Here is a 15,311-nt window from a genome sequence, read left to right on the forward strand (position 1 = left end):
CTGGTTCCGTCTATTGTGAAGCCAACAACGGAAGGAGACCGTCCATGAGCTTTCAAAATCCCGTTTTCATCCCGGGCCCGACCAACATTCCCGAGAGCCTGCGCAAGGCTTGCGACATGCCTACGATCGACCACCGGTCACCGCTGTTTGGGCAAATTCTACATCCCGCTCGCGCAAGTGTTCGTAAGATCCTCAAAAGCGACAACGCAGAAATCTTCATTTTTCCGTCCACCGGCACGGGGGGGTGGGAAACTGCGCTGACCAACACGCTCTCATCGGGTGACAAAGTGCTTGCGGCACGCAACGGCATGTTCAGCCATCGTTGGATCGATATGTGCCAGCGTCATGGTCTTGCTGTGCAGACAGTCGAAACCGCATGGGGCGCAGGGATCCCGGCGGATCGCTACGAAGAGATCCTGACCGCTGACAAAAGCCATGAGATCAAGGCCGTTCTCGCCACGCATAATGAAACAGCCACCGGCGTGAAATCAGACATTGCGGCCGTGCGCCGTGCGCTGGACGCATCGGGCCATCCAGCGATGCTGTTGGTGGATGGTGTTTCGTCGATTGCCTCAATGGATTTCCGTTTCGACGAATGGGGCGTGGATGTTGCCGTGACCGGGTCACAAAAAGGCTTCATGCTGCCCGCTGGCCTCGCCATTGTTGGCTTCTCACCCAAGGCAATGGAGGCCACCAAAACCGCCACTCTGCCCCGCACGTTTTTCGACGCACACGACATGGCCAAAGGCTACGCAAACAACGCCTATCCCTATACGCCTGCTGTGGGACTGCTGAACGGTCTGAACCAAGCCTGCAACATGCTGCTGACCGAAGGTCTGGAGAACGTGTTTGCCCGGCACTTCCGGATTGCGGAGGGTGTGCGCGCGGCGGTGGGCGCTTGGGGCCTTGAACTTTGCGCCACGGACCCTTCGGTTTACTCTGACACTGTCAGCGCCATTCGGACGCCCGAAGACTTCAACGCAACCGATATCGTGACACATGCCGCCAACAAGTATGGCGTGGCCTTTGGTGTGGGGCTCGGTGAGGTCGCCGGCAAGGTCTTCCGGATTGGCCACCTCGGCAGCCTGACGGATGTCATGGCACTCTCCGGCATCGCGACCGCAGAAATGTGCATGGTCGATCTTGGATTGGACATCAAACTCGGCTCCGGGGTCGCGGCGGCCCAAGAATACTATCGCGGCCATACCGCGGCAGCGCAAAAAGACGCGGCGTGATGAAGGATTACCAGATGTACATCCCGACGTACGAGGACATGTTGGACGCCCACGCGCGGATCGGCCCCTATATTCGCCGCACGCCGATCCGCACCTCGGACTACCTCAACGAACTTGCCGGTTGCGAGCTGTTCTTCAAATGCGAGAACTTTCAAGAGCCGGGTGCCTTTAAGGTGAGGGGCGCCTCGAACGCGGTGTTCGGGCTTAGCGAGGAGCAGGCGGCCAAAGGCGTCGCAACACATTCCTCAGGCAACCATGCATCCTGCCTGTCTTATGCCGCTATGAAGCGCGGCATTCCATGCAACGTGGTGATGCCCCGCACAGCCCCTCAGGCAAAGAAGGATACGGTGCGCCGTTTTGGCGGTGTCATTACCGAATGCGAGCCGTCGACCAGTTCCCGTGAGGCGACCTTTGCCGAGGTGCAAGCTGCGACAGGGGGCGATTTCGTACACCCCTACAACGATCCCCGAGTGATCGCCGGACAGGGCACATGTTCGAAAGAATTCATTGAGCAGACGGATGGCCTTGATGCTGTGGTGGCGCCAATCGGTGGTGGCGGCATGATATCGGGCACCTGCCTCACCCTCGCGACCCTCGCGCCCGAAACTCATATCATCGCGGCCGAGCCTGAACAGGCAGACGACGCTTACCGCAGCTTCAAGGCGGGTCATATCATCGCCGACGATGCCCCCAAGACCATTGCCGACGGGCTTCTGGTCCCGCTCAAGGACCTGACTTGGCATTTTGTCTCAAACCACGTGTCCGAAATCTACACGGCATCCGAGCAAGAGATCATTGAGGCGATGAAGCTGACCTGGAAGCATCTGCGCGTGGTCATGGAGCCATCCTCTGCTGTGCCGCTTGCGACAGTTCTCAAGAACCCCGAAGCCTTTAGGGGCAAGCGCGTCGGCCTGATCATCACGGGCGGCAATGTCGACCTCGACAAGCTGCCGTGGCTGAACGCCGCCTGATCTCAAATATCGACTGAAAAACGAAGGAGCACGGACATGAAAGATATGACCAATCTCGACGAATTCGAAGTGGGCTACGATATCCCGGCAAAACCGGGCATGGACGAGGCCGACATCCAAACCCCGAGCCTTGTGCTTGATCTTGACGCGCTGGAGCGCAACATCAAGAAAATGGGAGACTACGCCAAGGCGCACGGCATGCGCCACCGGACCCACGGCAAGATGCACAAGTCGGTCGATGTCCAAAGGCTTCAAGAAAAGCTCGGCGGTGCATGCGGTGTCTGCTGCCAAAAAGTCTCAGAGGCCGAAGTCTTTGCGCGGGGCGGCATCAAAGATATCCTCGTCTCGAACCAAGTACGCGATCCCGCCAAAATCGACCGCCTCGCCCGTCTGCCCAAGCTTGGCGCCCGCACGATCTGTTGCGTTGACGACCTTGCCAATGTGGCTGATCTGTCATCGGCGGCGCAAAAACATGGCACCGAGATCGAATGTCTTGTCGAAATCGATTGTGGCGCGGGGCGCTGCGGTGTGACCACCACGCGTGACGTGGTGGCGATTGCCAAGGCCATCGACGGTGCCGAGGGGCTTAAGTTTTCCGGCCTGCAAGCCTATCAAGGCGCAATGCAGCACCTCGACAGCTATGACGAACGCAAGGCGAAAATCGATATCGCCGTGGCGATGGTCAAAGATGCGGTCGATACGTTGAAGGCCGAAGGTTTGGACTGTGACATCGTCGGCGGTGGCGGCACTGGCTCCTACTATTTCGAGTCCAACTCGGGTGTGTATAACGAACTGCAGTGCGGCTCCTATGCCTTCATGGACGCGGACTATGGGCGCATCCTCGACAAAGACGGCAAACGCATCGACCAAGGGGAATGGGAGAATGCCTTTTTCATCCTCACAAGCGTCATGAGCCATGCAAAGGCGGACAAGGCGATCGTCGACGCTGGCCTCAAGGCTCAGTCTGTTGATAGCGGATTGCCAGTGATCTACGGGCGCGATGATGTCGAATATATCAAGTGTTCGGACGAGCATGGGGTGGTGATGGACCCAAACGGCGCGTTGAAGGTCAACGACAAGCTGAAGCTGGTTCCGGGTCACTGCGATCCGACCGCCAACGTCCATGATTGGTATGTTGGTGTTCGGAACGGCAAGGTTGAATGCCTCTGGCCAGTTTCGGCACGCGGTCACGCCTACTGATCTAGCGATGTAAGACAACTGCCCCATGTGTCTGCTTCCGGCGGGCACATGGGCGAACTGATTTGAAGCGTGTCAGAATACTCTTTTCCGCCCCAACCTGCGGCGCGACGTTCTCAAGCCATTGGCGAACCTCTCGGAGTCTTCTGAAACGAAATATTTGGAGAGACACATGCTGATCGTACCTGAACGTGAGATCGCCAACCTAATGACCCGCGAGGCAGCTTTTGATGCTATCGAGAAAGTCTTTGCCGCAATGGCCTCCGGCGACGCCTACAACTTCCCCGTCGTACGCGAAGCGATTGGGCACGAAGATGCGCTTTACGGGTTCAAAGGCGGTTTTGATCGCGCCGGGTTGAGCTTGGGATTGAAGGCCGGTGGATACTGGCCGAACAATCTTGAAAAACGCAACCTTATCAACCACCAGTCCACCGTATTCCTGTTCGATCCTGACACCGGCAAGGTCAAAGCGATGGTCGGTGGCAATTTGCTGACAGCGTTGCGTACGGCGGCGGCTTCGTCGGTTTCGATCAAGCACTTGGCACGTGAAAACGCGACCGTCATCGGCATGGTAGGCGCAGGCCACCAAGCCACCTTCCAGCTACGTGCCGCATTGGAGCAGCGAAAGTTCGAGAAGGTGATCGGCTGGAACTACCACCCAGAGATGCTACCCAATATCGAGAAAGTCGCGCATGAGGCTGGGGTTCCCTTTGAAGCCGTCGATCTGCCCGGCATGACCGAAGCCGACGTCATCATCTCGATCACCTCCGCCTTTTCACCGTCTTTGATGGCCGATCACGTCAGCCCCGGAACCCATATCGCCTGCATGGGCACCGACACCAAAGGCAAACAGGAGGTCGAAGCGGCCTTGCTGGCACGGGCCTCGGTGTTCACCGATGAGGTCGCACAGTCCGTGAGCATCGGCGAGGCGCAACATGCCATTGCTGAAGGGCTTATCAAGGACACGGATGTCGCCCAGCTTGGCGCGGTCATCAATGGGACCAATCCGGGCCGCACGTCGGATCATCAAATCACACTGTTCGACGGGACCGGCGTGGGCCTTCAGGACCTCGCGGTGGCGGCCAAAGTCGTTGATTTGGCCGTTGAACAGGGCGTCGCAATCGACGTGGACTTCTAAGCCAAGGCACATTGAACTGGCCCAGAAACCGAAAGACTTTCTTTCAGCGCACAAACGGTAGGTTTCATGTTTTTGCCAATATCCCTGCTGTTTGTGGGGGCAGTTCTTGTGTTGAATGGTCTTTGGATGTCTGGGCGCATCTCGGATCGAGAGATTGTTGTCATCAACTTTGCCACAGCGGCAATTACCGCCACAGTCGCCGCTGTGTCACTCGTGCGCGCCACGACCGGGGATGAAATCCGCTCTGTTGCCCTGACGCTGCTGTTCAGCGCGACCTACCTTTGGGTGGCGGTTAACCGGTTGAATGGCGCCGATGGCCGCGGTTTGGGATGGTTCAGCCTGTTTGTCTCTCTTTCCGTGTTGCCTCAGGCCTTTTTAGCCCTCGCCTCTGCAGCGAAATTCATTGATATCTGGCTGGGCATTTGCTGGCTTATTTGGTCGGGTCTTTGGTTCATGTATTTCGTCACTTTGACGTTGAAGAAACCGGTTCAAGATCAAACAGCAGTTGCCACACTCCTAAGCGGCGTGCTGACCGCCTGGCTGCCCGCCCTTTTCCTGATGTACGGAGCTTGAACGTGACCCGCCAGCTAAGTGTCTTTATCAACGGTTTTGGTCGCATCGGCAGGACTTTGTTGCGCCAGATTTTACAAAATGAAAGCCAGTCCGCCGTCAAAGTCGTTGGCATCAACGATATCGCGCCACTCGAAACTTGCGCGTACCTGCTGCGCTACGACAGTGTTTTCGGTCCTTTACCTCTCCAAGTGGAAACGGGAGATCGCCAGATAACAATTGGCGGTCGCCCCATCCCATTTACCTGCGAACCGGACCTGCGGGCCTTGGATTTACGCGGTGTGGATGTTGTTTTGGAATGCACCGGAAGGGTCAGGGATAGAGACTTTGCAGAAGCAGGCATCGACGCTGGGGCATCGAATATTCTGATTTCCGGCCCGTCCGAGGTCGCCGACCAGACGGTTGTCTTAGGCGCCAACGAACAAGAACTTGGCGATGCGCGGATCGTGTCCAATGCGTCTTGTACGACCAATGCGATCGCCCCCCTCCTCCGCACGATTGATCTAGGGCTTGGAATTTCCAGAGCACATGTCACGACCATTCATTGCTACACCGGGAGCCAACCGACTGTTGACCAGCCCGGTGCCAGTCTTGAAAGAAGCCGTGCTGCTGCTGTCTCAATGGTTCCGACAACAACCAGCGCGCTTAATCAAATCTTTAACGTCTTGCCAGAATTTCACGGACGCCTCAGTGTCAGCGCCGTCCGGGTTCCCTGCATCTCAGTTTCGGCAATCGATGCGACGCTGCAAATCTTGGAAAGGCCCGAAGGTTCTTTTGTCGAGTTCTTGCGCGAAGCCTTTGCAGACTCGACCCTCATTGGTCTGACAGAAGACCCCTGTGTTTCGACCGATTTTCGGAGCCGCCCTGAATCTCTGGTGATCGCCCTTCCCGAAACGCAATCGATCGAACAGCGCCAGCTGCGCGTCTTTGGGTGGTACGACAACGAATGGGGCTTCTCAGCACGCATGCTTGAAATGGCGGAACGCCTCGCGGCGAGAAGCCGGTGATCTGCCGGGAATGACGCACCTCTGAAAGGTTGAAGATGTATTTCAGATGAGGGCCCCGCTCTGTGAGCTATGTCTGAACCTTGGGCAAACCAGCGCAGGCGAGCTGCACGCTGGCACAGGTGCAGCTATCGTTGCGGCCTTTGGAGGTGGCATCGCCTAGTGTTTTGAAACCCCCATATATCCTTTATCTGTTTGAGCCGCCCCCTTTGACGCTGCTCTCCGTCGGGCTGGCCAAGTCCCGAAATGAACCCGGCGATCTCGGCGCGCACTTCTTCCAGCCCTAGCAGTTACCCACGAAAAAAATGCGGCGCAGAGACCTGCGCCGCATTTGCTATTCCTATTCCGCAGCAATCATCTCACCGCGAAAGCGACATCAGACGCGGTCACTCTGCGCGAGTGATCCGCTCCCCTGTCCTGCCATACCACCAGAGACTTCCTCGGTGGCTTCACCCGAAAGCTCCTCGGGCAGTACCAGATTAAGAACGATGGCGATGAGGGCCGCAGGCAGAATGCCCGAAGTCCCTAGGACTTTCAGCGTGCCCGGCAGATACTGAAGCGCATCCGGCTCAAGCTGCAGGCCCAGACCAAGTGACAGCGCGATGGCAAAAATGACCATGTTGCGACGGTTCCAGTTCACATCGGACAGCATCGAGATACCAGCCGCGACCACCATGCCGAACATCACGATGACACCACCGCCCAGCACTTCGATCGGGATCGAAGAGATCACCGCACCGATTTTGGGAACAAGACCGCATATGATCAGAAAAATCGCCCCGATTGTAACGACCATCCGGCTCATCACACCCGTCATGGCGATGAGACCTACGTTCTGACTGAACGACGTATTGGGCAGCGCGCCGAACATGCCCGAGATGGCCGTGCCGATCCCATCTGCATAGGTCGCCCCTTGGATTTCGCGGTCGCTCGCCTCCCGGCCTGCGCCCCCTTTGGTGATCCCGGAAACATCGCCAACAGTTTCGATGGCCGAGACGAAAGACATGGCACAAAAGCCGATGACCGCGGCGGCCGAGAATTCGATGCCAAAGTGTAGCGGGTTCGGCAGCGCAAAGCTTGCCGCTTGACCTACATTGCCAAGATTGACCTGACCAAGCGCAAAGGCGACGACATAGCCAACCAAAAGGCCGATCAGAACGGCCGACACAGAAAGCATGCCGCGGGTAAAGAACTTCAGGCCAAGGGTCACCAAAATCACGGTACCTGCCATGAACCAGTTGAGCCCGGAGCCGTATTCTTCGGTGCCGATTGCAGGCACACCCCCTGCCGCATATTGAACACCGACCTTGACCAGAGCCAGGCCAATCATGGTCACGACCAAGCCAGTGACCAGCGGCGGCAGTGCAAAACGAAGCTTGCCGATGAATAGCCCCAAAAAGGCGTGGAACAGGCCACCGGCGACGATACCCCCCATCAGGACCGCAATCGCGTCCACGCCCTTCCCGGCGACAAGCGGGATCATAATTGGAATAAAGGCAAACGATGTCCCCTGCACGATCGGCAAGCGCGCGCCAATCGGACCTACGCCGATCGACTGAAACAGCGTCGCGACCCCGGCAAAGAACATGGACATCTGTATCATGTAGATCATTTGCGAGAAATCAGGGCTGTTTGAGCCAAAGCCGAAACCTGCAGCGCCGCACACGATGATCGCCGGAGTGACGTTCGATACGAACATCGCCAGCACGTGCTGGATCCCCAGCGGCACCGCTTTTGTGAGCGGCGGGGTGTAATTTGGATCGCGGAGTTGGTCCGGCGTTCCGATGGATGCATCAGACATTATAATTGTCCCTCCCTATGGATGCGTGAGCCGGCGCTTTTTTTGCCGAGTTATTTATTATCGCTCGATGATGAATGGCTCATCGAACCAATGTTCCTCCAGATTTGGCCCCTCGCTGACGCGGTCGACGACCATGAAAAGCCCCGGATCGGACAGCGGACACAAAACCCCGTGCCAGACGTTGCGCCCGATGTTTACGCCCTGCCCCGGCCCAGCAATAAAGGCCCGGGGCGCAACCGGAGCACCGTCTTTATCTTCGGCTAGCACGACCAGATATTCGCCTTCCTGCATCGGCAGAAAAGCTTGGCTGCCCAAAGGATGACGCTCCATCATTTCCATTTTGAAAGGCATGGAGAACGATGTGGATTGAAAGACGCTGACCCCTACGCGACCATCAACGTCGAGGGTCGCCCGATCATGAAAACGTCCGCAACGCCCTTGGTTTATGAACTTGTCGGGCGTGTCTGATGCATCGATCAGTTCTGCTAGCCCCGCAATGGCATCGGAATTAATTGTGGTTGCCGTCAAAACGTTGTTCATGATGCAAACCTCTCAATCAGGCGCAGTTCTGCAATTCGCTCAACCTGTCGGCAGGCTTCGGAGAACTCGGTATCGCGGTCATTTTTGATACGGCGGTGAAATGCCTCAAGAATGCTCGATTTGGTGTTGTCCTTCACGGCGATGATGAAAGGAAAGCCGTGCCGCTCAACGTATTCAGCGTTGAGGTTCTGGAAGGTCTCCCGTTCTTCGTCGGTCAGCAAATCCAGTCCGGCACCCGCCTGTTCGGCGGTGCTTTCCTTTGTGAGGCGCCCGGCTGCCGCCAGTTTTCCCGCCAAGTCAGGGTGGGCAGTCAGCACACCCAGCCGCTGTTCTTCGGATGCGTTACGGAACACACGCGCCAGTGCGTTGTGAATGCCTGCTGCATTGTCATGGGTCGCACCAAGCTCAAGATCAAAGGCACCCTCGGCAATCCAAGGGCTGTGTTCGAACATGCCACCAAATTCCGCGACAAAGGTTCCCCTGTCCATATCAGATGGCGCGGTCCCCTCGGCAGGCGGGTGCAGGCTTGCCCAGTGATCGGCGATCTGTTCCCTTGTGGCGAACCAGACCCCGTCGTGTTTCGCGAAATGTTCCAAGGCGCGCTTCAACGCCATTGCGCGCCCCGGACGCCCGATAAGACGACAGTGCAAACCGATCGAAAGCATCTTGGGCGCACCTTCGGCCCCCTCGGCATAGAGCATGTCAAAGCTATCCTTGAGATAGCTCTCAAACTGATCACCGTTCGTGTATCCCGCTTGAATCGCAAAGCGCATGTCGTTGCAGTCCATCGTGTAAGGCACGATCAACTGGTCCTTACCACCAGCCCGCACCCAGTAGGGCAAATCATCAGCATAGCTGTCGGCGATATAGGCGAAATCGCCCTCCTCGGCGGCAAGGTCCACAGTGTTCATAGAGCAGCGTCCGGTGTACCAGCCGCGCGGGGCCTCCCCCACCACTTCGGTATGGAGGCGGATTGCCTCGCGGATCTGGGCGCGCTCTTCCTGCGGCTCCATATCCTTGTGTTCGATCCATTTCAGACCATGGCTGGCAATCTCCCAGCCCGCCTCCTTCATCGCCTTGAGCTGCTGGGGCGCCCGCATAAGAGCGGTTGCTACACCATAAACAGTAATTGGCGTGTTTTTGAGCAGTTTGTGAACACGCCAGAACCCGGCGCGGCTGCCGTATTCATAGATCGATTCCATGTTCCAATGGCGTTGACCCTGCCAGGGAGCGGCCCCGGTGATTTCCGATAGGAACGCTTCAGACGCAGCATCACCGTGGAGAATATTGTTTTCCCCACCTTCTTCATAGTTCAGCACGATCTGAACGGCGATTTTTGCGCCATTCGGCCATTGCGCCGCTGGTACAGCGCCACCATAGCCGGTCATATCTCTTGGGTAACGTTTCACGCAAATATTCCTTTTCTTCTAAAACCCAACCTAAACAGGAAAAATGGATCTGTTTTTCAAAAAAATTTTAAAGGAGCCTTCTGTTAGTGGAGATTTGTCACTTAAAGGCATTCAGCCTAGAAACAGACAGCGTTTCAGGAGAAGTTAAAAATGGCCGGCTATCTTACAACCCATGTCCTCGACACCGCCCTTGGGTGCCCCGCCGAAGGGCTGAAAATTGAATTGTTTCGCATCAGCGGTGTTGAACGGCATCTGTTGAAAACGCTTACGACGAACAACGACGGGCGCACTGACGAACAAATCCTGCCTGAAGCAGAGTTCGAAGTGGGCGAATATGAACTGGTGTTCCACGCAGGCCCTTATCTGGATGCAAGCGGCACGCCGCCTGAAGACCCCCGGTTTCTAGGCGTCATACCGATCCGCTTTGGGATGTCCGAGCAATCGCACTACCACGTGCCCTTGTTGCTTTCTCCTTTCGGATACTCAACATATCGCGGAAGCTGAGGCTTCGGCCCACTGATTGCTTCGCTAGATTGTCGCGGCGATGCGATCAACCATGAACTCCATGAAAAGGCGCGTTTTCGGGTCCTGTCTACGGCGATGCGTAAATAGGCACGCCATCTGAATCGGCTCGGGAGGCGTCTTTTCAGCGACAGGCACCAAAGCGCCGGTCCGCAAGTGTTCTGCAATTTCGAAAACCGGCTTCATTGCGACGCCATGACCGGCAAGTGCCCAATCGGTGAGCACGTCCCCGTCATCTGACTCATAGCGCCCCGAGACACGAAATCGCTTGGGGCCGTCCGGTGTCGTTAGCCGCCATTGAAATTCGGTCGCCCCCGGAAAGCGAAGGCTCAGGCATTCATGCCCCTCCGCCACCAGCGCGCTTCCGCTGTCGGGCATGCCACGGCGCGCAATATAGTCCGGCGATGCGCAGAGCACCCGCTCCACGTCTGCAATTTTTCGGATGCGCAGATTGCTGTCCTCGGGCTGCCCCAGAAAGAATGCCAAATCCAGACCCTCTGTGGTCAAGTCCACTTTCCGGTCGGACAAACGCAACCTCACGCTGACTTCGGGATAGTTCTTCAAGAAACCCGGGACCTGCGGGGCGATTAACCTACGACCGACACCTAAAGGCGCCGCAACATAGAGCGATCCTTTCAGGTTCTCGGTGATGTTGACGATCTGCGCCTCGGCGCTTTCGACGGCTTCGAGGATTTCAGTCGCCCCGCGGTAGAACGACTTGCCCTGCTCGGTCGGGGATAGACTGCGTGTCGTCCGTTGAAAAAGTCTGACGCCAAGCCGTTCTTCTAATTGTGAAATCCGTGATGACGTAACAGCTGGAGATATCCGCAAATCCCGCCCCGCGGCAGACATGCTGCCCAGTTCATAGACGCGCACAAAAGTGCGGATGTTATCGAAGTAGGACATTATTCTGTCTTTTTTGATGCTGCTTGGTCCTTTACGGCGATACCAGAACAAACCCGTCTCGCCTAGGGTGTTAGAAAATTCGAATCTAAGGAGACCAGCCATGTACGATTTGGCAATTCTGTGGGACTGGATCGCGTTCAGCGTCCGCTGGCTACATGTGATCACTGCAATGGCGTGGATCGGTGCGTCGTTCTATTTTATCGCGCTCGATCTAATGCTTAAACCAAACGACGCCCTGCCCGACGGCGCCTACGGCGAAGAATGGGAAGTACATGGCGGGGGTTTTTATCACACAGTCAAATATCTGGTCGCGCCCGCCCGGATGCCAGAGCACCTGACATGGCACAAATGGCAAAGCTACAGCACTTGGTTGTCAGGGGCGGCGCTCTTGATGATCATCTACTGGGTCGGCGGTGAATTGTTCCTACTCGACCCCACCAAAGCCGATATTTCGCTGTTTCAGGGCATCCTGATCTCCGGCGGCTCCTTAACGATTGGCTGGCTGCTCTATGATGCGATGTGCAAATCCAAATTGGCCGACCACCCCACAGTTCTGATGCTGCTTTTGTTCGTAATCCTTGTGATCATGTCATGGGGATACAACCAAATTTTCACCGGCAGGGCGGCGTTGTTGCATCTCGGCGCTTTCACGGCGACGATCATGACCGCCAATGTGTTTTTCCAGATCATGCCCAACCAACGGGTCGTTGTCGAAGACCTTAAGGCCGGTCGCACACCTGACGCGAAATACGGCAAGATCGCCAAGGTGCGCTCGACCCACAACAACTACCTTACCTTGCCGGTGGTGTTCCTGATGCTGTCGAACCATTACCCGCTGGCATTTGGAACAGAGTTCAGCTGGATCATTGCAAGCCTGATCTTTTTGACCGGTGTCACCATTCGCCACTACTTCAACACGATGCACAAAACCGGTTCCGGTCCGCATTGGACTTGGGCGGTGACCGTGCTGCTTATGGTTTTGATCGCATGGCTTTCCACCATCAGAACGGGGGAGACATGGGAGGACGCAGAAGCCCGAGATCTGACGGCATATGAGCAGGCCTATGCCTCTGCTGAGGGGTTCGAGAGCGCTTACGATACCGTCATCGGCAATTGCTCTATGTGCCATGCCCGAGAACCAGTCTGGGGCAACATGCAGTGGGCGCCAAAGGGGGTCTACCTTGAGACCCCCGGCGACGTTGCGCGTCATGCGGACCAGATCTATCTCCAAGCGGGCGTGAGCCACGCCATGCCCCCGCCAAATGCCGTACAAATGGACGAGGAAGCGCGACGCAATATTGTCGCTTGGGTGCGCGAAGTGCGTAACCAGTAACGCTCCGCATTCCGCATTTATTTCAAAGATTTATCGGCACCGACAGCGCGCGTTCACTACTGCAATTGGCAAAAAACCTTTGGCGCGGCGGCAGGCACCCGGCCATCCGTCACACCAGAGTGCAACGCTGAACGGGCGTCGAACTCAGACGAAGAAGCGTTTGCTGTTTCGTGCGATGTGATCAACGAACAGACGAACCTTTGGATCCTGAAGCTTTTTGTGGGGATACAGGCAGCCAAAAATGGTCGGCTTTGGCGGAGTGTGCGGTAATACCTCGACAAGTCGTCCCGACTTGAGGTGTTCACGCACATCAAAGCGCGGCTTGTTGATGATCCCACGCCCGGCCAGCGCCCAATCGGTCAGTACATCACCGTCATCGGCATCGAACCGACCGCGAACCTCCAGCTTTCGGGGGCCCATATCGGTCTGAAGTGTCCAATAATACTCTGGCGATCTTGGATACCGGAGCAAAAGGCAGTTGTGCGCCTGATCGTGAAGATCGTCAGGCGTCATCGGCGTTCCACAACGCGAAAGATAATCCGGAGAGGCACATAAGACCCGATCGCAATCCGCGAACTTTCGCAGCTTCATCGTGGAATCACTCGGCTCCCCGATGAAGAAGGCGATATCGAGCCCGTCTGCCATGATGTCTACCCGTCGGTCGGACAGCCGCATCCTTATCTCAGTGTCAGGATAGGTTTCAGAGAATTCCGGGACCAAAGGTGCAACTATTCGACGCCCGACCCCAAGCGGTGCCGTGATCCGCAGGGCCCCTCGCGGGGCGTCGGAAAAGCTGGCGACCCGGGCCTCGGCGTTATCCAGCGCCTGCAAAATAGCATGGGCCTCATCGTAAAAAACGGTACCGACCTCTGTCGGGGTTATCGAGCGGGTCGTCCTGTTAAACAGGCGCACGCCGAGATGTTTCTCTAGCTCTTTCAAACGCTTGCTGGCGACTGCTGGCGTCAGCCTCAGGTCCCGCCCGCCCGCTGTGATACTTCCCAAGTCCATCACGCGAACGAAGACGCGCAAGCTTTCGATATAAGACATACAGCGCTCCCTCCTTCCACATAACATGCCCAAGGTCCGATGAATTTTCAACGTTCTGTTGAAAGTATTTAGCGTTTCCGGTGATTTTTTTACCTAAACAACTGTGTCTATCGTAGCGGCGACGATCACAGCCAGACTGGCGATTGGGAGGCACCCCTTGGACTATCAACGCGACATCCGTTTCATTCTCAACGGCACAGACGTGGCGCTGGACGACGTTTCAGCCAGCCAAACGCTTTTGGACTTTCTTCGGCTCGAACGCCGTCTGACCGGGTCAAAAGAAGGCTGCGCCGAAGGCGATTGCGGCGCCTGTACCGTACTGGTGGGCCGGCTTGGCAATGCCGGGCTGGTCTATGAGCCCATCAATGCCTGCATTCGGTTTCTGGCCTCGATCAACGGTTGTCATGTGGTCACGGTCGAGCATCTCTCCGGCCCGAAAGGTCGGCTGCACCCTGTTCAGGAAGCAATGATTGAACATCACGGGAGCCAATGTGGTTTCTGCACGCCCGGATTTGTCATGTCGCTTTATGCGCTCTGGATGCAGGCGCCCGAACCAACATCGCAAGAGGTTGAGACGGCCCTACAGGGGAACCTGTGCCGCTGCACCGGCTATGAGCCCATCATCAAGGCAGCGGTGGCCGTGTCGCGCTATGGCACGCCATCATCGGATCTTCTGAATGCCGAACGCGCGCAGATAACGACGCAACTGCAAGCGCTTCAGCATGGCAGGCGCATCGTCTCCGGACCCAAAGACAACCTGAGCATCATCCCGGCTAACGTGGATGATCTGGCCGATTGCCTTTTGAGCTACCCGAACGCAACCATCGTGGCGGGGTCCACAGACGTCGGGCTTTGGGTGACAAAATTTCTGCGTAAAATCGGGCCCGCGATTTTCACCGGCCATCTGAACGCGCTGAAAACAGTTGAGCGTCAAGGAGGGCAGCTAAAAATCGGGGCCGGGGCCAGCTACACCGATTGTCAGGCCATTCTGTCAGAGCACCTGCCTCATCTTCTCCCCTACTGGAACCGTATCGCGGGATGGCAGGTGCGAAACATGGGCACGGTCGGGGGCAATATCGCCAATGGTTCTCCTATCGGTGATACCCCGCCCGTCCTGATCGCGCTTGGCGCAGAGATCACGCTCCGCCACGGTGCTGCCCGTCGAAACGTGCCTCTTGAAAAGTTCTTTATAGACTATGGCAAGCAGGACCGCGCACCGGCGGAATTTGTCGAGAGCATTCAGGTTCCCCTGCCCGGCCCCGATGATTTGAACGCCGCCTATAAAATCTCCAAACGGCGCGACGAGGATATCTCGTCGGTGGCCGTTGGCATCCATATGACGGTAACCGGAAACGTCATCAGCAATGCCCGCATTGCCTTTGGCGGCATGGCCGCGACACCCAAACGTGCGACGGCGGCAGAAGCTGCGCTGAATGGTCAGCGCTGGACGCGAGAAAACTTCGAGGCCGCCGCAGCAGCGCTGGCCGAGGATTTCGAACCGCTTACGGACTGGCGCGCCTCCGCGGCGTATCGAAAGCTCTCTGCTCAGAATCTTCTGCGCCGTTTTTATCTGGAACAGGATGCGCAAAGCGCCGCTCCCGTTCAACTCATCAACGCTTAAAGCAAGGAGACGCAAAA

14 protein-coding genes are annotated in these 15,311 nt (G+C 56.8%); 9 read left to right on the forward strand and 5 right to left on the reverse strand.

Annotated features, from left to right (window positions below):
• Nucleotides 1–44: 44 nt before the first annotated feature.
• From bhcA to R1T45_RS18905, 6 genes are all read left to right on the forward strand, one after another.
• A complete protein-coding gene (bhcA, locus tag R1T45_RS18880; protein ID WP_317389900.1) occupies nt 45–1,235 on the forward strand; it encodes an L-aspartate--glyoxylate aminotransferase BhcA in 1,191 nt (396 codons plus the stop codon).
• The gene (gene bhcB / locus R1T45_RS18885; RefSeq protein WP_120350347.1) at nt 1,235–2,206 is read left to right on the forward strand and encodes a beta-hydroxyaspartate dehydratase BhcB; all 972 of its coding nucleotides are present in this window, start codon (nt 1,235–1,237) and stop codon (nt 2,204–2,206) included. The genes bhcA and bhcB overlap by 1 nt, the downstream gene beginning before the upstream one ends.
• A gap of 36 nt (nt 2,207–2,242) precedes the next feature.
• On the forward strand, nt 2,243–3,406 hold the full coding sequence (gene bhcC / locus R1T45_RS18890; protein ID WP_120350346.1) for a 3-hydroxy-D-aspartate aldolase BhcC: 1,164 nt from the start codon (nt 2,243–2,245) through the stop codon (nt 3,404–3,406).
• A gap of 169 nt (nt 3,407–3,575) precedes the next feature.
• Nucleotides 3,576–4,541, forward strand: a complete 966-nt coding sequence (gene bhcD, locus R1T45_RS18895; RefSeq protein ID WP_120350345.1) for an iminosuccinate reductase BhcD — start codon at nt 3,576–3,578, stop codon at nt 4,539–4,541.
• Between the two features lie 66 nt (nt 4,542–4,607).
• Nucleotides 4,608–5,114, forward strand: coding sequence for an AmiS/UreI family transporter (locus tag R1T45_RS18900; RefSeq protein ID WP_132444889.1), 507 nt, complete (start codon nt 4,608–4,610; stop codon nt 5,112–5,114).
• A 2-nt stretch (nt 5,115–5,116) separates the two neighbouring features.
• Nucleotides 5,117–6,118: a type I glyceraldehyde-3-phosphate dehydrogenase gene (locus R1T45_RS18905; protein WP_317389901.1), complete on the forward strand. Its 1,002-nt coding sequence runs from the start codon at nt 5,117–5,119 to the stop codon at nt 6,116–6,118.
• Nucleotides 6,119–6,491: 373 nt separating this feature from the next.
• Here the strand turns inward: R1T45_RS18905 and R1T45_RS18910 are convergent, their stop codons facing one another.
• The 3 genes from R1T45_RS18910 to puuE are packed head-to-tail and all read right to left on the reverse strand — an operon-like array spanning nt 6,492 to nt 9,865.
• Entirely contained in the window at nt 6,492–7,916 is a 1,425-nt protein-coding gene (locus R1T45_RS18910; protein ID WP_317389902.1) for a nucleobase:cation symporter-2 family protein, read from the reverse strand.
• Between the two features lie 57 nt (nt 7,917–7,973).
• Entirely contained in the window at nt 7,974–8,456 is a 483-nt protein-coding gene (locus tag R1T45_RS18915) for an ureidoglycolate lyase (RefSeq protein ID WP_120350341.1), read from the reverse strand.
• Nucleotides 8,453–9,865: an allantoinase PuuE gene (puuE, locus tag R1T45_RS18920; RefSeq protein WP_120350340.1), complete on the reverse strand. Its 1,413-nt coding sequence runs from the start codon at nt 9,863–9,865 to the stop codon at nt 8,453–8,455. Before puuE ends, R1T45_RS18915 begins: the two co-directional genes overlap by 4 nt.
• Before the next feature lie 150 nt (nt 9,866–10,015).
• Here puuE and uraH point away from each other — a divergent pair, with 150 nt between their 5' ends.
• The gene (gene uraH / locus R1T45_RS18925) at nt 10,016–10,369 is read left to right on the forward strand and encodes a hydroxyisourate hydrolase (protein WP_067628535.1); all 354 of its coding nucleotides are present in this window, start codon (nt 10,016–10,018) and stop codon (nt 10,367–10,369) included.
• A gap of 24 nt (nt 10,370–10,393) precedes the next feature.
• Here uraH and R1T45_RS18930 read toward each other — a convergent pair whose 3' ends face one another.
• Complete coding sequence (locus R1T45_RS18930; RefSeq protein WP_120350339.1) at nt 10,394–11,293, reverse strand: LysR family transcriptional regulator; 900 nt, start codon at nt 11,291–11,293, stop codon at nt 10,394–10,396.
• Between the two features lie 100 nt (nt 11,294–11,393).
• Between R1T45_RS18930 and R1T45_RS18935 the strand changes: the two genes are divergently transcribed.
• Nucleotides 11,394–12,626 (forward strand): urate hydroxylase PuuD, encoded by a 1,233-nt coding sequence (locus R1T45_RS18935; protein WP_317389903.1) that lies wholly within the window; start codon nt 11,394–11,396, stop codon nt 12,624–12,626.
• Nucleotides 12,627–12,770: 144 nt separating this feature from the next.
• Here the strand turns inward: R1T45_RS18935 and R1T45_RS18940 are convergent, their stop codons facing one another.
• Nucleotides 12,771–13,673, reverse strand: coding sequence for a LysR family transcriptional regulator (locus R1T45_RS18940; protein WP_120350337.1), 903 nt, complete (start codon nt 13,671–13,673; stop codon nt 12,771–12,773).
• A 157-nt stretch (nt 13,674–13,830) separates the two neighbouring features.
• On the opposite strand from R1T45_RS18940, the gene xdhA reads away from it, so the two are divergent.
• Nucleotides 13,831–15,294: a xanthine dehydrogenase small subunit gene (xdhA, locus tag R1T45_RS18945; protein WP_317389904.1), complete on the forward strand. Its 1,464-nt coding sequence runs from the start codon at nt 13,831–13,833 to the stop codon at nt 15,292–15,294.
• Nucleotides 15,295–15,311: the final 17 nt, after the last annotated feature.

Source organism: Sulfitobacter sp. LC.270.F.C4, from assembly GCF_032922545.1.
Taxonomy (GTDB): Bacteria; Pseudomonadota; Alphaproteobacteria; order Rhodobacterales; family Rhodobacteraceae; genus Sulfitobacter; species Sulfitobacter profundi.